Here is a 17,771-nt window from a genome sequence, read left to right as displayed (position 1 = left end):
CGACTGGCCCCGTTCCCCACCGTAAGCCGCTCCCGCCCGCACTACCTCCCGCAGCTCCGTCCAGCAGCTACATCCCTCCGGCGACGCGCAGCACCGCGCCCGTGGTGAAGGAGGCGTCGGCCGACATCAACCAGGAGACCGCGCCCGCGATCTCGGCCGGATCGCCCGAGCGCCCCATCGGGATGGTGGACGCCAGCTTGGCGGGACGCTCCGGATCGGCGTGGAACTCGGTCCAAATAACGCCCGGAGCAACGCAGTTGACGCGGATGCCGTCCTGCGCGACCTCCTTGGCCAGCCCGATCGTCATCGCGTCCACGGCCGCCTTCGACGCCGCGTAGTGGACGTACTGGCCGGGGCTGCCGAGGGTAGCCGCGGCCGAGGAGATGTTGACGATCGCGCCGCCGCCGTTCGCGGTCATGTCCCGGATCGCCCGGCGGGCGCAGAGCAGGTAGCCGAGGACGTTGGTGTCCAGCGCGCGGCGCAGGCCGTCCACGTCGGCGTCGGCCAGACGGCCGTTCGGCCCGCTTTCGCCCGCGTTGTTGACCAGCCCCGTCACCGGGCCGAGTTCCCGGGCGGCGGCGTCGAAGAGCGCGTCGACGGCGGCCTCGTCCCCGGTGTCGACCGCGACGGTCAGCGCGCGGCGTCCCGCGCCGCGGACGGCGTCGGCGACCTTCTCGGCGGCGGCCCGGTCGGAGCGGTAACCGACGACGATGTCGTGACCGTCGACGGCGAGCCGTTCGCAGATCGCCGCGCCGATGCCACGGCTTCCGCCGGTGACCACTGTGACCTGCTGCTTCGCGTCCTGCGTCGCGTCCTGCATCGCGTACCTCCGCGGCCGAGTCGATCTTTCTCGGCCCCAGAGTTCCACAGATGAGTTCCACAGATGCTCCGGCTGCCGGGATCTGACTGCTGATCGACCCCCGGCTCAGTCCGCGGCGGCTCAGTCCGCGGCCAGGTACTCCTTGACCAGCTTCTTCGGCGCGCGGTCCAGCCAGGCCTCGGTGATCAGTTCCGTCAGCTCCTGGACGTCGATGTGGTCGAGCTGGACCAGGACCGCCGGGTAGCCGTCGAAGTGCGGGGTGGTGAAGTAGACGTCGCCGCCCTGCTCGACCAGCGCCGTCTTGACGCCGAGATCGGGCACCCGGACGCCCAGGACCGGCCCTTCCGGCGCCGCCGCGCCGAGCGCGGCCAGGTCGGTGGAGCGCAGCGGGCGCTCCCAGACGAACCCCTTGTCCCCGACCCACCAGTGCGCATGGTCGCGCGAGGGGCGCTCGCTGGTGCCGGGCAGCCCGAGCGCGATCCGGCGGACGTCGTCCCAGGTCGCCATGGAGCGAGTCTAGGTCCGTCCGACCGGCCGCGCCCGGGCCGCAGCTCCGGACTCCGGAGTGCGCGTCAGCCGCGCTTGCCGCCGAGGAAACCGCGTCGGCCGCTGTCCTCCGGCGCAGTCACGGGCTTCACCGCACCGTTGTCGGCCTTGGCCTTCCCCTCGCCCTTGCCCTTCTCGATCGCGGACCTGTCGACCGGGGACTGGTCAGCCTGGGGCTTGTCGATCATGGCCTTGTCAACAGTGAGCGCGCGGGCCAGGGCGACCACGTCGTCCAGCGGCCGGTGCACGGCGGCGATGCGCAGCGCGCTCTCCACGGCGGCGACGGCGGGCCCGTCCGCCAGTGAGCCGACCAGGAACGCGACATCCGCTATCGGCCGGTGGACCACCGCCGCACACAGGATCTCGTGTCCTCTCGCCTGTTGAGCGCCGTCGAGTGACGCAAGTAGTCGCGACACGTCCTCCAACGGGCGGCCTGCGGCGATCGCGCAGGCCGGGCTCGGTGAGCCCATCTCACCCGCGGAGTCGAGGATCGCGAAGAGCTGTGCCACCTCCTCCACCGGCCGGTTCGCAACAGCGGTGTGGACCAGCGAGGCGGCCCAGTCGTGCCCGGGAGGGGCGGTGACGACGTCGGCGGAGGTCTGGCCGCTGGAGGTCTGGCCGGTGGTGGTCTGGGCGTTGGACGACGGGGTGAGCGAGAGAGCGCGTGCCACGGTACTACTCCAGTGTGTGCAGTGATTCCGCAGCGTCCCTGCGGAAACGCCCGTCCCGAGCTCGGAGGGTTTCCGGGGTTCCGCAGACGAACGCTCCCACCAGAGTCTCCGCCACCCAGCCGGGCGAACCACCCCGGACGGCCATGTGGGGGAACCGTCTCGGCGCGTCGGCCGGCCGGCCGAGGCGGCGTCAGTACCGGGCGTTCATCGCCGAGCGGACTTCGTCCAGCGTGGCGTCGGCCACGGCGTTGGCGCGCGCGTTGCCGCGCCGCAGCACCTCCCGCACGGCGTCACGGTCCCGGGCGAGCTCGGCACGGCGCGCCCGGATCGGGGCGAGGTGGCCGTTGACGGCGTCGGTGACCCGCCGCTTCAGCGCCGCCGCGCCGCCGTCGCCGATCTCCTCGGCGACCTGGTGCGGATCGACGTCCTCGCAGAGCGCGGCCAGCAGCACCAGGGACGAGACCGCAGGGCGGCCGACGGGGTCGTAGCTGATCCGACGGTCGGCGTCGGTGACCGCACCGCGGATCAGCTTGGCCGTCTCGTCCGCGGTCGCCGCCAGCGAGACCGCGTTGCCCCGGCTCTTGCTCATCTTGGTGCCGTCGGTCCCCAGCAGCAGCGGCGCTGCGGAGAGCTGCGCCTCCGGCTCGGGAAAGACGGGCTCTGCGGCAGAGGCGTAGCGCTCGTTGAAGCGCCGTGCCACGGTCCGGGTGACCTCCAGATGTGGCAGCTGGTCCTGCCCGACCGGAACAACGGACGCCTTGCAGAAGAGGATGTCGGCCGCCTGGTGCACGGGATAGGTGAACATCAGTCCGCTGACGGCATGTTGGCGCGAGTGGGCGATCTCGTCCTTGACCGTCGGGTTGCGGCGCAGCTCCGCGACGGAGACCAGGCTGAGGAACGGCAGCAGCAGCTGGTTGAGGGCCGGGACGGCACTGTGCGTGAAGATCGTGGCGCGCTCGGGGTCGATGCCGACGGCGAGGTAGTCGAGGACCAGCTCCTCGACATGGCCGGGCAGGTCCTCGGCGACGTCGCGATCGGTGATCACCTGGTAGTCCGCGATCACGACGAAGAGGTCCGCGCCCTGCCGCTGGAGCGCGACGCGATTGCGCAAGGTGCCGAAGTAGTGCCCCAGGTGCAGCCGACCGGTGGGACGGTCGCCGGTGAGCACGCGGGTGGCGGTGGCGGTGCTGGTCATGGTTTCTCCCGGTGGTGTCGCTGGGCGGTGCGGATGGCAGGGGCCGTAGGACGGCGGGCCACCCGCGCCTGGGAAACCGGGACCGGGGAAACCGAAGGGCCGTCCAGACGGACGGCCCTGGCATGCGTACTGGGCATGCGTGCGTGAGGGTCGGCCGCTCCTAGAAGGAGCGCCACCAACCCAGCGATGTCGTACGCACGCACGAAGAACGATGCATGGGGCAAGCATAGCGTCCGGGGCCCGGCGGGGTTCGGACTTCCGAGGTGCGCCGGGAACTCACGGCCCGCAGGCTGGAGTCGTCGAGGGACGTTTCCGCGGCAGGAGAGGCGGGCCCACAGCGTGGCATCGAGCGAAGCGGTCGGCATCGAGGTGGTCGGCGTGGACAAGCCGGACGACCTCAACGTCGTCATCGGCCAGTCCCACTTCATCAAGACCGTCGAGGACCTGCACGAGGCGCTGGTCGGCATCAGTCCGCACCTGCGCTTCGGTCTGGCCTTCTGCGAGGCCTCCGGCCCACGCCTGGTCCGCCGTTCCGGCAACGACGCCGAGCTGACCGCGCTGGCCGTCGCCAACGCGACGGCGATCGGGGCCGGGCACTGCTTCGTCCTGCTGCTCCGCGAGGGCTACCCGGTCAACGTGCTCAACGCGATCAAGGCCGTGCCGGAGGTCTGCAGCCTCTACTGCGCGACCGCCAACCCGGTCCAGGTACTGGTCGCGGTGACCGGGCAGGGCCGCGGCATCGTGGGCGTGGTCGACGGCGAGCCGCCGCTCGGTGAGGAGACCGAGACCGACGTCGCCGCGCGCAAGCAGCTGCTCAGGACGATCGGCTACAAACTCTAAAGGCTCTGAAAGCTCTGAGCCGGCCCGGTGAGGTCACGGCGCAGGCGCCGGGAGATGGTCGCTCAGGTAGGTCAGGCACGCCGGGAGCAGCCGGACCCAGGTGGTGAAGTTGTGCCCGCCGGTGTCGACTGTCGCCTCGGCGACCGTGGTCGGCGGGCGCACCAGCGCGGCGAAGGACCGGGCGAGCGCGTAGGTGTCGCCGTCCTGCTTGCTGCTGGCCAGCATCAGCGCCACCGGCGGCGCGGGCAGGTTCTGCATCCGCCAGCTCAGGTCGGCCTCGTTGCGCCGCAGTTGGCTGCCGCCGAAGAGGTCGCCGGTGGTCACGTCCTCGGCCGCCTTGAAGTAGCCGGAGAGGGAGGCCGCGGTGGCGTAGAGGGCGGGGTTGCGCATCGCGAGCTTGAGCGCGCAGTAACCGCCGGTCGAGTCACCCATCGCGCTGAAGCCACGACCGTCGGTGCGGACCCGGTACGAGTTCTCCACGTCCAACGGCACGTCAGCGGTGAAGTAGGTCTCCGCCTGCGGGCCGTTCGGGATGTCCTCGCACTCGCTGTCCCTGGGCATGGACGGTGACGGCTGCATCAGCACCTGGATCATCGGCTTGATCCTCCCCTGCTGGATCAGCTGCAGCTCGATCGAGGGGTACTGGAGCTTGGTCACCAGGTTGGTGGCCTCGCCGGGGAACCCGGTCATGGCCACCAGCGCCGGGAACCGGTCCTTGGCGTAGGCGGGTTGGAAGTACTGCGGCGGCAGGTAGACATAGCCGTCGGTGGTCAGACCGGTGACCGTGCCGGGGATGCGGACCCGCTCCAGCTTGCCCACCTTGGCGGGGTCGAGCAGACCGATACCCGCCGAGGCGACGGTGACCGGGCCCAGCACCTGCACCTGCGCCCCGGCCGGTCCGTGCGGACCGGAGCCGGAGTGCCCCGACGTGCCCGACGGACCAGACCCCACCGTGACCGGGCCCTTCGCCCCGATGCCCAGCAGATCGGACCAACTGCCGTAGAACGAGAAGGAGTCGTTGATCCAGATCCCGAGCGTGCAGAGCAGGAGCACCTGCGTCACCACGATCGTCCCGATCCGGCCCAGGAGCGCCCACCAGCGACGCCGGGCGAGGCGGGGCCAGATCCAGACGGTTCCCACGACCGAGAGCACGGTCAGCACCATCCCGAGGATCAGCACCCCGCTGCCGGTCAGCGACACGACGCTCCCGCTCCTCCGGTCCTTCGCTCTCGGTTCCAGCCGCCGCTAGTGCGGCGCTGCGGTCGGCTCCAGGACGAAGACCGGGATCTGACGGTCCGTCTTGAGCTGGTAGTCGGCGTAGTCCGGGAACGCCGCGACGGCCCGCTCCCACCACTGCGCCTTCTCCTCGCCGGTGACCTCACGGGCCGTCATGTCCTGGACGACCGTGGCGTCCCGGAGCTCGACGTGCGGGTCGGCCTTCAGGTTCCAGTACCAGACCGGGTGCTTCGGCGCACCGCCCTGGGAGGCGACCACAGCGTAGCTGCCGTCGTGCTCGACCCGCATCAGCGGGGTCTTCCTGAGCTTGCCGCTCTTCACACCGCGCGAGGTCAGCAGGATCACCGACATCCCACGCATGGACATGCCCTTCGCCCCGCCCGAGGACTCGATCTCCTCGACCTGGTTGCGCACCCATTCGGTCGGGCTCGGCTCGTACTCACCGTTCAGCGGCATGCGCTTCCGTCCCCTCGCGATCGTCGGAACGTGATGGTTCCGATACTGACGATACTGACGGTCCCATCTTCCACCCGGCCCGTCCGCTCCGTCAGTCCCTCCGGCCACGACACGCGTCGGCGTACAGCTTCCGTACTTCCGACCGGATGTCGAATCGTCGAGCTGTCCGCAAGCCGGACAGGCCCTAGGCCCTGTCTGACAATTCCCGCCGGGCCCGACCCGCCTGGCACGGCCTCCCCCGGCCTTCGGCTAGGGGGTGCCCCCACGCTGCGTTGTCGAATCGCCCAAGTACGGCCCAGCACGAGGGCGATCCTCCGCCTTGCAGCTGACCGCGCCAGCCGACCCGGGCTGATCCGACGGGAATTGTCAGACAGGCCCTAGCCCAGGCAGATGATCAGCAGCTGGATCGCGCACGCGGGGCCGGGGGTCCCGGTGGACCCGAGCGGAACGGTGACGCCGGGCGTGGGCAGCTGGCTCGGCAGGCCGGGGATGTAGGTCGGGCTGGCGGGGCCGGTCGGCGCGGGCGTCGGTCGGCCAGGCGTCGGGACGCGCGACGGCAGGGGCGTCGGGTTGCTCCCGCCCGCGCCGGTGGGCACGGCGCCGGTGGGCAGGGCAGGTGTCGGCGAGCCGGTGAGCAGGCTGGTCGGCACGCCGGACGGTGTGTCGTCCGGCGTCGCGTCGGCGACGGCTGCCACCGGTGCGGCGTTGGGGGTCTGAGTGGCCGTCAGGCCGGGGGCGGTTCCGTAGCCGCCGACGGTCGGGTTCTGCGGCGCGTCGACGTTCGGGGGCAGGCCGACCAACGGGCCCGACGAGGAGGGCAACGAACCCCCGGCCGCACTCGCCTGCCCGGTGCCGGCCCCGGCTCCGGCGACGGCGCTCATCACGGCGAATCCGAGCCCGGCCGCCAGCAGCGCGGGGGCGACCTTCCGCGCACCCGCCTGCCGCACCGGCCGTCGCGCGTGGCTGATCGGGACGCGCGGGCGTCCGGCCCGGAACACCGACGCGTCCGGGGGGGACGGGAGCGGGCGCATCGTCACCCTCGGCCGCGGTGGCTCGACCGGCGTCGGCACCTCGGGCAGGGTCCGGGCATCGGCGCCGCAGCCCGCGCAGGAGAACGCGCCGTTGAGATAGCGATGACAGGGCGGGCAGAACCTCATGACGGGCCTCCGCGCGGCGCGGGACGGGAATGCGGGACGGGGATGAAGAGTGGCGCCACCAGGGACTGTTCCAGCGACACGATCTTCACAGTCGCAGCCGCCTCGGCGAAGGACCGCAATCTCGCCCGAACTCCTCACGGCCACCAGGCTGAGCTGGTAATCTCCCGGGCTCTGCAGACAGTTCGCGGGTCCGGGGGCAGGATGAGCCTGTCCTGCCGTCCACCCCGAGGATCCGCCATGGCGCACGCGACCGAGCACACCGACGCAGAACGCCCCGCCGCAAAACACCCCGCCACAGAACACGCCGACGCCGGCGCGGACTTCTCGCTCTTCGACCCCCGGTTCCGCGCGGACCCCTACCCCGGCTACGCGCGCCTGCACGCCGCCGGTCGGCTGCGCCGGACCGCGTTCGGCGCGTGGATCTCGCCCTCCTACCGCGTATGCGCACAGGTGCTGCGCGACCCGCGCTTCGGACGTGCCGAACTGCCGGACGACGGCCGTACCCGCTCCTTCCTCGCGCTCAATCCGCCGGACCACACCCGCCTGCGCCGCCTGGCCGCCAAGGCGTTCACGCCGCGGCTGATCGAGGGCCTGCGCCCGCGCATCGAGGAGTTGGCGGAACAGCTGCTCGACGAGGCGCTGCGGCACGACGAGTTCGACCTGGTCGCGACGTTCGCCCACCCGCTGCCGGTGATCGTGATCAGCGAGCTGCTGGGCGTGCCGACGCAGGACCGCGACCGGTTCACCGCCTGGTCCGACACCCTGGCCCGCGCGCTGGGGCCGGAGTACCTGCTGCCGCCGGACGCGCTGGCCGAGATCGACAGCGTCCGTGAGCAGTTCGAGGCGTACTTCCGCGAACTGGCCGCGCAGCGCCGTGTTCGGCCGACCGACGACCTGCTCAGCGCCCTGGTCGCGGTCTGCGACGAGGGCGAGGTGCTCTCCGAGGCAGAGCTGATCGCCACCTGCATCCTGCTGCTCATCGCCGGGCACGAGACCACGGTCAACCTGATCGCCAACGGCACGCTGGCGCTGCTGCGCGAGCCGGAGCAGCTGGCCTGGTTCCGCGCCCATCCGGAGGCCGCTCCCGCCGTGGTGGAGGAGTTGCTCCGCTTCGACCCGCCGGTCCAACTGACCATGCGCACGGCACTGGAGGACGCCGACGTCGAGGGCACCCCGATCGCGGCGGGCGAGCAGATCCTGCTGGTGATCGGCGCGGCCAACCGCGACCCCGAGGCCTACGCCGACCCCGACCGCCTCGACTTCGCCCGCGCGGACGCGACCGACCGCCACCTCGCCTTCGGCCTCGGCATCCACTTCTGCCTGGGCGCGGCACTGGCCCGGATGGAGGGTCAGATCGCGCTCGCCGCCTTCGCCCGACGGGTGCGCGAGCCGGAGCTCGCGACGGACGAGGTGCCCTACCGGGACAACCTCATCCTGCGCGGCCCGGCCTCGCTGCCCGTCAAGCACCGGCGAGCCTGAGCACCCGCGAGACTGAGCCCGCGAGGTGACGGCCTGTCAGTCCAGCCGGGCGTCAAAGGCCAGCGACTCCGCCAGCTCCTCCACCCGCCGCTCCGGCAGGCCGCGCGCGGTGAACCAGGCCCCGACGTTGCGCACGTCGCGCTCCAGGAAGGCGCGTCCGCGCGGGTTGGCGATGACGTCGACGATCTGGGGCACGTCGATGATCACCAACCGGCCCTCGTGCACCAGGATGTTGTAGGCGCTGAGGTCCCCGTGCGCGTAGCCGTCCCGGGCGAGCAGCGAGAGGCTGTGCCCGAGCTGCTCCCAGAGGTCGTCGAGGTCGGCCTCCTCCGGCCGCACCTGGGCGAGCCGCGGGGCGGCGGCGCCTTCGGCATCGCCGATGAACTCCATCAGGATCTCCGTGCCCATGATCTGCACCGGGTACGGCACGGCCGCACCGGCCTGCCAGAGCCGCGACAGCGCGGCGAACTCGGCTGCCGCCCACTGCCCGGCGATGGCCTGCTTGCCGAACTCGGTGCGCTTGGACATGGCCCGGCTGACCCGGGACTCCTTGTGCGCGCGGCCCTCCAGATAGCCGGAGTCGCGGTGGAAGAGGCGGTGCCGGCCGTCGCGGTAGCGCTTGGCGGCCATCAGGGTGCGGCAGTCGGTCCCGGGGACGCCGCGTTCGAGGAGGAAGACGTCAGCCTCCTTGCCGGTCTTGAGAATGCCGAACTCCGTGTCCACGGCCGCGAGTTCGGTGACCACCCAGTCAGGGCGCGGCTCGGGGCCCTTCTCGGTGGGCGTGGACCGGTCCCAGGTCGACCAGCGGTCGCCCTCGGGCGGCAGCTCGGCGGACGTGGCGGACACGGCGAATGTGCCGGACTCGTCGGACGCAGACTCATCGTCCGCACCCGGCAGCCAGTCGTGAGGGAAGTCGTAGGCGATCGCGTACTCGGCGTCGCGGTCACGGCCGCGGCGGGACATACGCACGAAGGAGTGGTCGTCGCTGTCGGCAAAGCGCTTGCGCACGGAAAGGTCTCCTGCTGGAGGGCCCGCCGGAGCGCATGGAAGTGACGCGGATTCAGCCGGCGAGCGGGTGACGAGGGAAGGCGTCTGGCGCGCATACGAAGGCGCGCCGCACGAAGGCGACAACCACTGCTACGCACCTCCTCGCCGTACTCACTCACTCACATCTGCAGGAACGTCAGCCATCGTAACGAGCGGCGCCGGCGGCGCAACCGAATTAACCTCGCGACTCCCGCGCGCGCCGCCTCCCGCCCTCCGCTCCGCGCCGCTAGCGTCGAGGGAAGCCCCGCCCGTGCCGTCGAAACCCGTGCCGTCGAAAGCAGGCGATTGTGAAACGCTCCCTCGTCGTGGCCGTCTCTCTCGCCGCGCTCACCGCTGGATGCTCTTCGAGCGGCTCGACGTCAGCGTCCACCTCCCCGCCCGCGTCGACCGCTGCCACGAGCGCGATCGCGAGCACAGGCACAGGCACGAACGTCACGGTGAAGGAGACCGAGTTCAAACTCACCCTCTCCACCACGGCGTTCAAGCCCGGCGCCTACACCTTCGTCGCCCAGAACGCCGGGACCGTCTCGCACGCGCTGGCGATCTCCGGTCCCGGCGTCCCGACGCACCAGACGCCGATCCTTTCGCCCGGCGGCAAGGCCGACCTCTCGGTCACCCTGAAGCCGGGCAGCTACGAACTCTGGTGCCCGGTCGACGGCCACAAGGCCCTCGGCATGGACACCCACATCACCGTCTCCTGAGAGCTCCTATTCCGCCGCGTGCGGGAGCTTGGCCGCGATCAGGTCCATCACCGACGCGTCGGTGAGCGTCGTGGTGTCCCCGAGGGCGCGGTCCTCGGCGACGTCCTTCAGCAGCCGTCGCATGATCTTGCCGGACCGGGTCTTGGGCAGCTCCTGAACCACCTGGATCTGCCGCGGCTTGGCGATCGGCCCGATCTCCTTGGCGACATGCGCCTGGAGCGTCTCGACGAGCGTGGGGACCTCCTCGTTCCCGCCGCGCAGGATGACGAAGGCGACAATGCGCTGGCCCGTCGTCTCGTCCGCCGCGCCGACCACTGCGGCCTCGGCCACCGCCGGGTGGGAGACCAGCGCCGACTCGACCTCGGTGGTCGAGATGTTGTGCCCGGAGACGAGCATGATGTCGTCGACCCGGCCCAGCAGCCAGATGTCGCCGTCCTCGTCCTTCTTGGCACCGTCGCCCGCGAAGTAGTAGCCCTGGTCGGCGAAGCGCGCCCAGTACGTCTCCCGGAACCGCTCGTCGTCGCCCCAGATGCCGCGCAGCATCGACGGCCACGGCTGGTCGATCACCAGCAGTCCGCCGCTGCCGTTGGGCACCGGCTTGCCGTCGATGTCCACCACCTCGGCGGAGATCCCCGGCAGCGGGGTCATCGCCGAACCCGGCTTGGTGGCGGTGACGCCCGGCAGTGGGCTGATCATCATCGCCCCGGTCTCGGTCTGCCACCAGGTGTCGACGATCGGGCAGCGGTCGCGGCCGATGTTCTCCCGGTACCAGATCCACGCCTCGGGGTTGATCGGCTCGCCGACGGAGCCGAGCACCCGCAGCGAGGAGAGGTCGAACCGGGCCGGGATCTCGTCGCCCCACTTCATGAAGGTGCGGATGGCGGTGGGCGCGGTGTAGATGAGCGTCACGCCGTAGCGGTCGACGTTCTCCCAGAACCGGCCCTTGTCCGGGGTGTCCGGGGTGCCCTCGTAGAGCACGCTGGTGGCCCGGTTGGCCAACGGCCCGTAGACGATGTAGGAGTGGCCGGTCACCCAGCCCACGTCCGCCGTGCACCAGAAGACGTCGGTGTCCGGCTTGAGATCGAAGACGGCGTTGTGGGTGAAGGCGACCTGGGTCAGGTACCCGCCGGTGGTGTGCAGGATGCCCTTCGGCTTCCCCGTGGTGCCGGAGGTGTAGAGGATGAAGAGCGGGTGCTCGGAGTCGAACGACTCCGGGGTGTGCCGGTCGGACTGACGCTCCATCAGCTCGTCCCACCACAGGTCGCGGCCCTCGGTCCAGGGCACCTCCTGGCCGGTGCGGCGGACCACGATCACGTGCTCGATGCTGCCGGCGACGCCGCTGGACTCGCCGGCCCCGCCCGCGCCGACTGCCTCGTCGGCGTTCGGCTTGAGCGGCACCAACGCGCCGCGGCGGTTGTACCCGTCCGCGGTGATCAGCACCTTGGCCCGGGCGTCGTCGATCCGCGAGCGCAGCGCGCTCGGCGAGAACGCCGCGAAGACCACCGAGTGCGGCGCACCGATGCGGGCGCAGGCCAGCATCGCGACGACCGTCTCCGGGATCATCGGCATGTAGATGGCGACCCGGTCCCCCGCCCGGACGCCGAGTTCGGTCAGCGCGTTGGCCGCCTTGGACACCTCGCGCTGGAGTTCCGCGTAGGTGACGGAGCGTCGGTCGCCGGGCTCGCCCTCGAAGTGGAAGGCCACCTGGTCTCCGTGGCCCGCCTCGACGTGCCGGTCGACGCAGTTGTAGGCGACGTTGAGCCGTCCCCCGACGAACCAGCGGGCGAAGGGCGCGCCGCTCCAGTCGAGGACCTCGGTCCACTCCTGGTCCCAGTGCAGCCGTCGGGCCTGCTCCGCCCAGAAGGCGAGCCGGTCCGCGCGGGCGGCCTGGTAGGCGTCCGCGCGGACGTTGGCGGCCTCGGCGAGCGCAGCGGGCGGCTGGAACCGCCGCCCCTCGTGGAGCAGGTTGGACAGCGTCTCCTGCGCCGCCCCTTGCGCTGTCCCCTTTGCTGCCTCTTCCGCAGCCATGGTGAGTTCCTCCTTGGGACGACGGACTCTTGGCGACGACGAGCTCGTCGGGGCGACCGGGTGTCAGCGCTCCAACGGCGGGATGGGCAGCACGGTGCGCTTGTGCTGGGCGTTCACGACGGTCGCGGCGGATGCGTAGAACGCGGCGGCGGCCGTGAAGATGCCGATCCACCCGCCCACCTTGATCATCGTGTCCGGCACGGGCACGCCGTTCTGGAAGTAGCCGATGCCCAGGAAGAGGAAGGCCAGCGTCAGCAGCGCGAGGACGACGACCACCGCGAGGTTGGTGCGCAACGCGGCGAGGGTCAGGTAGGCGCTGATGATGCACCAGCCGATCAGGTAGAGACCGATCGCCTGGTGGACGTCTCCGGTGCGCAGGGTGACATGGGTGATGATCCACCAGTAGGACAGCCAGAACGCGCCGTACGAGCAGAAGGCCATCAGGCCGAAGGTGTTGCCCCGCCGCCATTCGAGGATGCCGGCCACGAACTGCGCCAGACCGCCGTAGAACGCGGCCAGGCCCAGCACGACGAGGATCGCGCCGGTCTCCTTGATGATGTTGGCGTTGACGAACGACAGCACCAGGGTGGTCAGCGCGAAGCCGGCCAGCCCGAGCGGCGCCGGATCGGCGTACGCGGGCGCGGGGGTGTTCGTCGTCAGCGGGCTGGACGACGAGCCGGATGACGCGGTGGGGGTTTCGTTGCTCATGACCGTGCTCCTTCCAAGAGGCTCGATCAGGACGTCGCACAGGACGTCACGAAAATCACAGTACGGCTGCTTTTGCCCCCCGTACAGCTGACAAACACGGACGCTTTTATGTTTCGAAAGCACCCCTTCTGACCAGCGGAAACGTTTCCTCGGCAGAAAGCGGGCGCGCAGACCCGGCCCGGCACCTCCCCGGCACCGGCAGGCCGCCGGAAATTCCGGACAGCGAAACCCGCGGATCTGCGATGATCACGCCGGAGGAAACCCATGCACCGTCTGTTCAGTCCTTACCGCTCCGTCTTGCGCATACCCGGCACCAGGTCGCTGTTCGCCGTCGCCCTGCTGGCACGCGTCCCGTCGACGGCCAAAGGGATGCTGCTGACCCTGCACATCGTGCTCGACCTGCACCGCGGCTACGGCGCCGCAGGCCTGGCCGCGATGGCGCTGACCATAGGCGTGGCGGCGGGCAGCCCGGTGCTGGGCCGGATGGTGGACCGGCACGGGGTGCGGCCGGTGCTGGTGGTCACCGGGCTGGCCGAGAGCGTCTTCTGGCTGGCCGCACCGTTCCTCCCGTACGACGCGCTGCTCCCGGCCACCCTGGTCGGCGGGCTGGTCGCGGTGCCGGTCTTCCCGGCGATCCGGCAGGCCGTCTCGGTGCACGTTCCGGGCGGGCAGCGGCGGCAGGCGTTCGCGCTGGACTCGATGATCGTCGAGGTCGCCTACATGATCGGCCCCGCCGTCGCCGTCCTCGTGGTCACCGGCCTGCACCGGGCCGAGCCGGCCATGCTGGCCATCGGCGTGCTGACGCTGGCCGGCGCCGCCGCGCTCTGGCCGCTCGGCCGCATCCTCACCCCGGGCCTGCCCGGCGCCGAGGCGGCGTCGACAGCCACCGAGACCGTCAAGGGCGGACGCCCGTTCTGGCTGCACCCGGGGCTACTGCTGACGCTGGCCGTCTGCATGTCGGCCAACCTGGTGCTCTCCGGCACCGAGGTCTCCGTGGTGGCGTCGCTGCGTGCGGTCGGGCAGACCCAGTGGGCGGGCGTGACCATCATCGCCTGGTGCACCGCCTCCCTGATCGGCGGCTTCTGGCACGGGACGACGGCCAAGCCGCTGCGGCTGCCGGTGCTGATGCTGATGCTGGGTCTGGGCACCGTCCCGATCGGTGTCGTCGCCGCCCACGGCTGGACCTGGGCCGCGCTGGCGCTGCTGCCAGCGGGCCTGGTCTGCGCGCCCACGATCGCGTCGACGGCCGAGGCCATCAGCCGGTCGGTCCCGGAGTCGGCACGCGGTCAGGCCATGGGCCTGCAGGGCTCCGCGCTGACGCTGGGCGGCTCGCTGGGCGCGCCGCTGGCGGGCTCGGTCATCGACCACTCGTCCCCCGTCTGGGGCTTCGTCGTGGCCGGCCTGATCGGCACCGTTCTCGCCGGGCTGGCCCTCGCCTACCGCCCGCGTGCTGCGGCTCCGGGGGGCGTTGTGGCCGCGCCCGCGGACGTTGCGACGGACGCCGTCCCGAACGCCGTGGCGGAGCCTGTCGCCACGTGAGGATCACTCGCTACCCTCGCTACCCCAGGATCGCGCTGAGGTCGTAGCCGACCGGCTCGTCCAACTGGGTGTAGTCGCAGCTCTCCGGGGACCGGTCCGGACGCCACCGCTTGAACTGCGTGGTGTGCCGGAACCGGTCCCCCTGCATGTGGTCGTAGCCGACCTCGATCACCCGCTCCGGCCGCAGCGGCACCCAGGACAGGTCCTTGGTGCCGGTCCAGCGGCTGGTCGCGCCCGGCAGCCGCGAGCTCGCCTGGGCGTCCTCGTCCTGCCACGCGGCCCACGGATGGCCCTCGGCCGTCCCCATCCGCAGCGGCGCGAGCTCCTCGACCAGCTCCGCGCGCCGCTTCATCGGGAACGAGGCGCAGACGCCGACGTGCTGCAGCCGCCCGTCCGCGTCGTGCAGGCCGAGCAGCAGCGAGCCGACCACCGGTCCGCTCTTGTGCTCGCGGTAGCCGGCCACCACGCAGTCGGCGGTGCGCTCGTGCTTGATCTTGAACATCTGCCGCTGGTCCGGCGCGTAGGGCAGGTCCAGCGGCTTGGCCACCACGCCGTCCAGGCCCGCGCCCTCGTACCGCTCGAACCACTGCTGCGCCTCCGCCTGGTCCAGGGTCGCGGGCGCGAGGTGCAGCGGTGGCTCGGTCCCGGCGAGGACCTGCTCCAGCTCGGCGCGGCGCTCGCGCTGCGGGGCGTCCAGCAGGCTGCGGTCCCCCAGCGCCAGCAGGTCGAACGCGACGAACGAGGCGGGCGTCCGCTCCGAGAGCAGCTTGACCCGGGAGGCCGCCGGATGGATCCGCTCCGTCAGCGCGTCGAAGTCCAGCCGGTCGCCGCGGACCAGCACGATCTCCCCGTCCAGCACGCAGCGCTGCGGCAGCTGCCGTTCCAGCTCGCGGACCAGCTCGGGGAAGTAACGCGTCAGCGGCTTGCCGGTGCGGGAGCCGATCACCGTCTCCGGCCCGTCGCGGTGGACGATGGCACGGAAGCCGTCCCACTTGGCCTCGTAGAGCATCCCCGGCGGGATCGCCTTGACGGACTTGGCCAGCATCGGCTTGACCGGCGGCATCACGGGCAGGTCCATGAGCCGATTCTGCTGCCTGGGTCCGGTCTCCGCAGTCCCGGCTCCGCCCGACAGGCGCACTCCCGACAGGCGCAGCCCCGAAGGCCGCCCTACGGTGGACGTCATGGCGGACGCGCTGGAGCTCGAGATCGGCGGGCGCGCGGTGCGCGTGACCCACCCGGACAAGGTGTACTTCCCCGAGACCGGCTACACCAAGCTGGACGTGGCCCGCTACTTCGAGGCCGTCCAGGACGGCGCGCTGCGCGCGGTCCGCGACCGGCCGACGACGCTGCAGCGCTTCGTCGACGGCATCGGCGGCGAGGCCTTCTACCAGAAGCGCGTCCCGCGCGACCTGCCCGACTGGATTCCGAGCACTCGGGTGACCTTCCCCAGCGGCCGGCCGGCGGACGAGATGTGCCCGACCGAGCCGGCCGCCGTGCTCTGGGCGGTCAACCGCGGCTGCCTCACCTTCCACCCGTGGCCGGTCCGCAGCTCCGACACCGACCACCCCGACGAGCTCCGTATCGACCTCGACCCGCAGCCGGGCACCGACTTCACCGACGCGGTCCACGCCGCGCACCGGCTCCGCGAGGTGCTCGGCGAACTCGGCCTGACCGGTTGGCCGAAGACCTCCGGCGGTCGCGGCCTGCACGTCTTCGTCCCGATCCGCCCGGAGTGGACCTTCGTCGAGGTACGGCGCGCGGTGATCGCCATCGGGCGGGAGCTGGAACGCCGGATGCCCGAGAGGGTCACCACCGCGTGGTGGAAGGAGGAGCGCGGCAGCCGGATCTTCGTCGACTTCAACCAGACCGCCCGCGACCGCACCATCGCCTCCGCGTACTCGGTCCGCCCGCACCCCAACGCCCCCGTCTCCGCACCCCTGCGCTGGGAGGAGCTGGACGCGGCCCGCCCCGACCGGTTCGACATCGTCACCATGCCGCGCCGCTACGCCGAACTCGGCGACGTCCACGCGGACATGGAGGACCACGCCTTCGACCTGACGGCGGCTCTGGAGCTGGCCCGGCAGGACGAGGAGGAGCGCGGCCTGGGCGACATGCCGTACCCACCCGAGTACCCGAAGATGCCGGGCGAGCCCAAGCGGGTCCAGCCGAGCCGCGCCCGCTCGGACACGTAGATGGCCGTGCACCGCGTCGGACTCGTCGTCCACCAGGGCCGTGCCGCCGCCAGGGACGCCGCACAGACCGTGCGGGCCTGGTGCGCGGCGCACGGCCTGCCGTGCACCGACATCGACGTCTGGGCGGACCACCACCGGCGCTCCGGCCGCGACGAGTCGCACGCGGCCGGAGACCCGGACCTGGTCGTCACCCTGGGCGGGGACGGGACGTTCCTGCGCGGCGCACGGATCGCCGTGAAGACCTCGGCCAGCGTGCTCGGCGTCGACCTGGGCCACGTCGGCTTCCTCACCGAGGTGCCCGCCCACGACGTCACCGCCGCCCTGGACGCCGTCCACACCGGCCACGCCCTGGTCGAGGAACGCATGACCTTGACCATGCGGGCGTCCAGGCCACCCGAGCTGCCGAAGGAGCTGGAGTCCTTCCTCCACTTCGGTCGCGGTCCTGCCCTGCCGCCCCCACCGGTGCGGCCGGAGAGCACCGAAGGCGGCGGCTGGGGGATGGCCCTGGACGTCAACGCCCTCAACGACGTCGTCGTGGAGAAGCTCGCCCGGGACCGCCAGGTCAGTGCCGGCGTCTACATCTCCGGCCGACTGCTGGCCGCCTACTCGGCCGACGCCCTGGTGGTCGCCACGCCCACCGGTTCCACCGCCTACTCCTTCTCGGCCGGGGGTCCGGTGCTCTCCCCGCACATGGACGCCGTCGTGTTCACGCCGATCGCACCCCACATGACCTTCAACCGCAGTGTCGTGGCAGCCCCCGACGAGCCGGTCGCGCTGCGCATCCTGCCGCACTCCGGCCGGGCGGTGGTCACCATCGACGGCCAGTTGCGCGGGGTGCTCGACCCCGGCGACTGGATCGGCGTCTACCGCGCCCCGCAACGGGTCCGGTTGATCCGCATCCACCCGACCGACTTCTACGGCCGCCTGCGGGACCGGTTCCAGCTCACCGACGCGCCCGCGACGGCTTCTGACGGGGAGTCGGCGCCGTTCTTCTTCCGCCCCGACTCCCCCGTCCCACCGGACCTGGCCGACCTGCGCCTGCTGCCTCCGACCGCGGCCCGCTAGCTGTATTGATCCGCAGCGTTGTTGACTCGGCTGATGGGGGTTTGGCCTCCGAGTGCGGTGTGACAGCGATGGTAGTTGTAGCGGTGGAGGA

General features: G+C 71.5%; 17 protein-coding genes. 6 read left to right on the top strand and 11 right to left on the bottom strand.

From position 1 onward, the window contains the following. Nucleotides 1-67 precede the first annotated feature (67 nt). The 4 genes from ABH928_RS13120 to trpS all read right to left on the bottom strand — a co-directional run bounded on the left by ABH928_RS13120 (nucleotide 68) and on the right by trpS (nucleotide 3,232). Complete coding sequence (locus ABH928_RS13120; RefSeq protein ID WP_370065586.1) at nucleotides 68-820, bottom strand: SDR family NAD(P)-dependent oxidoreductase; 753 nt, start codon at nucleotides 818-820, stop codon at nucleotides 68-70. Between the two features lie 120 nt (nucleotides 821-940). Next, entirely contained in the window at nucleotides 941-1,327 is a 387-nt protein-coding gene (locus ABH928_RS13115; protein WP_370065584.1) for an MmcQ/YjbR family DNA-binding protein, read from the bottom strand. Between the two features lie 65 nt (nucleotides 1,328-1,392). Beyond that, nucleotides 1,393-2,037, bottom strand: a complete 645-nt coding sequence (locus tag ABH928_RS13110) for a hypothetical protein (protein ID WP_370065582.1) — start codon at nucleotides 2,035-2,037, stop codon at nucleotides 1,393-1,395. Between the two features lie 190 nt (nucleotides 2,038-2,227). Then, entirely contained in the window at nucleotides 2,228-3,232 is a 1,005-nt protein-coding gene (gene trpS / locus ABH928_RS13105; protein WP_370065580.1) for a tryptophan--tRNA ligase, read from the bottom strand. A 339-nt stretch (nucleotides 3,233-3,571) separates the two neighbouring features. On the opposite strand from trpS, the gene ABH928_RS13100 reads away from it, so the two are divergent. Continuing rightward, nucleotides 3,572-4,072: an adenosine-specific kinase gene (locus tag ABH928_RS13100; RefSeq protein WP_370065578.1), complete on the top strand. Its 501-nt coding sequence runs from the start codon at nucleotides 3,572-3,574 to the stop codon at nucleotides 4,070-4,072. A 33-nt stretch (nucleotides 4,073-4,105) separates the two neighbouring features. Here ABH928_RS13100 and ABH928_RS13095 read toward each other — a convergent pair whose 3' ends face one another. From ABH928_RS13095 to ABH928_RS13085, 3 genes are all read right to left on the bottom strand, one after another. Beyond that, nucleotides 4,106-5,272, bottom strand: coding sequence for an alpha/beta hydrolase (locus ABH928_RS13095; RefSeq protein WP_370065576.1), 1,167 nt, complete (start codon nucleotides 5,270-5,272; stop codon nucleotides 4,106-4,108). A gap of 45 nt (nucleotides 5,273-5,317) precedes the next feature. Further along, nucleotides 5,318-5,764 (bottom strand): nitroreductase family deazaflavin-dependent oxidoreductase, encoded by a 447-nt coding sequence (locus ABH928_RS13090; protein ID WP_370065574.1) that lies wholly within the window; start codon nucleotides 5,762-5,764, stop codon nucleotides 5,318-5,320. Nucleotides 5,765-6,141: 377 nt separating this feature from the next. Further along, the gene (locus ABH928_RS13085; RefSeq protein WP_370065572.1) at nucleotides 6,142-6,921 is read right to left on the bottom strand and encodes a hypothetical protein; all 780 of its coding nucleotides are present in this window, start codon (nucleotides 6,919-6,921) and stop codon (nucleotides 6,142-6,144) included. Nucleotides 6,922-7,158: 237 nt separating this feature from the next. Between ABH928_RS13085 and ABH928_RS13080 the strand changes: the two genes are divergently transcribed. After that, on the top strand, nucleotides 7,159-8,400 hold the full coding sequence (locus ABH928_RS13080) for a cytochrome P450 (protein WP_370065570.1): 1,242 nt from the start codon (nucleotides 7,159-7,161) through the stop codon (nucleotides 8,398-8,400). A gap of 36 nt (nucleotides 8,401-8,436) precedes the next feature. On the opposite strand, the gene ABH928_RS13075 is transcribed toward ABH928_RS13080, so the two are convergent. Further along, entirely contained in the window at nucleotides 8,437-9,408 is a 972-nt protein-coding gene (locus ABH928_RS13075; protein ID WP_370065568.1) for a serine protein kinase RIO, read from the bottom strand. Between the two features lie 476 nt (nucleotides 9,409-9,884). Here ABH928_RS13075 and ABH928_RS13070 point away from each other — a divergent pair, with 476 nt between their 5' ends. Continuing rightward, nucleotides 9,885-10,148: a hypothetical protein gene (locus ABH928_RS13070; protein WP_370065566.1), complete on the top strand. Its 264-nt coding sequence runs from the start codon at nucleotides 9,885-9,887 to the stop codon at nucleotides 10,146-10,148. A gap of 6 nt (nucleotides 10,149-10,154) precedes the next feature. Here the strand turns inward: ABH928_RS13070 and acs are convergent, their stop codons facing one another. Together acs and ABH928_RS13060 are read right to left on the bottom strand one after the other, a co-directional pair. Then, the gene (acs, locus tag ABH928_RS13065; protein WP_370065565.1) at nucleotides 10,155-12,176 is read right to left on the bottom strand and encodes an acetate--CoA ligase; all 2,022 of its coding nucleotides are present in this window, start codon (nucleotides 12,174-12,176) and stop codon (nucleotides 10,155-10,157) included. Nucleotides 12,177-12,239: 63 nt separating this feature from the next. Further along, nucleotides 12,240-12,884: an acetate uptake transporter gene (locus ABH928_RS13060; RefSeq protein ID WP_370065563.1), complete on the bottom strand. Its 645-nt coding sequence runs from the start codon at nucleotides 12,882-12,884 to the stop codon at nucleotides 12,240-12,242. 264 nt (nucleotides 12,885-13,148) lie between these two features. On the opposite strand from ABH928_RS13060, the gene ABH928_RS13055 reads away from it, so the two are divergent. After that, nucleotides 13,149-14,423, top strand: coding sequence for an MFS transporter (locus ABH928_RS13055; RefSeq protein WP_370065561.1), 1,275 nt, complete (start codon nucleotides 13,149-13,151; stop codon nucleotides 14,421-14,423). 19 nt (nucleotides 14,424-14,442) lie between these two features. Here the strand turns inward: ABH928_RS13055 and ABH928_RS13050 are convergent, their stop codons facing one another. Continuing rightward, nucleotides 14,443-15,501: an ATP-dependent DNA ligase gene (locus tag ABH928_RS13050; RefSeq protein WP_370065560.1), complete on the bottom strand. Its 1,059-nt coding sequence runs from the start codon at nucleotides 15,499-15,501 to the stop codon at nucleotides 14,443-14,445. A gap of 103 nt (nucleotides 15,502-15,604) precedes the next feature. Between ABH928_RS13050 and ligD the strand changes: the two genes are divergently transcribed. Beyond that, nucleotides 15,605-16,615 (top strand): non-homologous end-joining DNA ligase, encoded by a 1,011-nt coding sequence (ligD, locus tag ABH928_RS13045; RefSeq protein ID WP_370065559.1) that lies wholly within the window; start codon nucleotides 15,605-15,607, stop codon nucleotides 16,613-16,615. Continuing rightward, nucleotides 16,616-17,680 (top strand): NAD(+)/NADH kinase, encoded by a 1,065-nt coding sequence (locus ABH928_RS13040; RefSeq protein ID WP_370065558.1) that lies wholly within the window; start codon nucleotides 16,616-16,618, stop codon nucleotides 17,678-17,680. Nucleotides 17,681-17,771 lie beyond the last annotated feature (91 nt).

Origin of the sequence: Streptacidiphilus sp. MAP5-3 (assembly GCF_041262505.1) — a bacterium.
Lineage (GTDB): Bacteria > Actinomycetota > Actinomycetes > Streptomycetales > Streptomycetaceae > Streptacidiphilus.
Note: the sequence above shows the minus strand (reverse complement) of the source record. Positions and strands in the feature narration are given on the sequence as shown.

Bases quoted from the DNA above. Each gene is read 5' to 3' on its own strand.
- ABH928_RS13085 (WP_370065572.1), bottom strand. From the start codon at position 6,921: ATGAGGTTCTGCCCGCCCTGTCATCGCTATCTCAACGGCGCGTTCTCC.
- ligD (WP_370065559.1), top strand. From the start codon at position 15,605: ATGGCGGACGCGCTGGAGCTCGAGATCGGCGGGCGCGCGGTGCGCGTG.
- ABH928_RS13055 (WP_370065561.1), top strand. From the start codon at position 13,149: ATGCACCGTCTGTTCAGTCCTTACCGCTCCGTCTTGCGCATACCCGGC.
- ABH928_RS13080 (WP_370065570.1), top strand. From the start codon at position 7,159: ATGGCGCACGCGACCGAGCACACCGACGCAGAACGCCCCGCCGCAAAA.
- ABH928_RS13120 (WP_370065586.1), bottom strand. From the start codon at position 820: ATGCAGGACGCGACGCAGGACGCGAAGCAGCAGGTCACAGTGGTCACC.
- ABH928_RS13090 (WP_370065574.1), bottom strand. From the start codon at position 5,764: ATGCCGCTGAACGGTGAGTACGAGCCGAGCCCGACCGAATGGGTGCGC.
- acs (WP_370065565.1), bottom strand. From the start codon at position 12,176: ATGGCTGCGGAAGAGGCAGCAAAGGGGACAGCGCAAGGGGCGGCGCAG.
- ABH928_RS13050 (WP_370065560.1), bottom strand. From the start codon at position 15,501: ATGGACCTGCCCGTGATGCCGCCGGTCAAGCCGATGCTGGCCAAGTCC.
- ABH928_RS13040 (WP_370065558.1), top strand. From the start codon at position 16,616: ATGGCCGTGCACCGCGTCGGACTCGTCGTCCACCAGGGCCGTGCCGCC.
- trpS (WP_370065580.1), bottom strand. From the start codon at position 3,232: ATGACCAGCACCGCCACCGCCACCCGCGTGCTCACCGGCGACCGTCCC.
- ABH928_RS13060 (WP_370065563.1), bottom strand. From the start codon at position 12,884: ATGAGCAACGAAACCCCCACCGCGTCATCCGGCTCGTCGTCCAGCCCG.
- ABH928_RS13115 (WP_370065584.1), bottom strand. From the start codon at position 1,327: ATGGCGACCTGGGACGACGTCCGCCGGATCGCGCTCGGGCTGCCCGGC.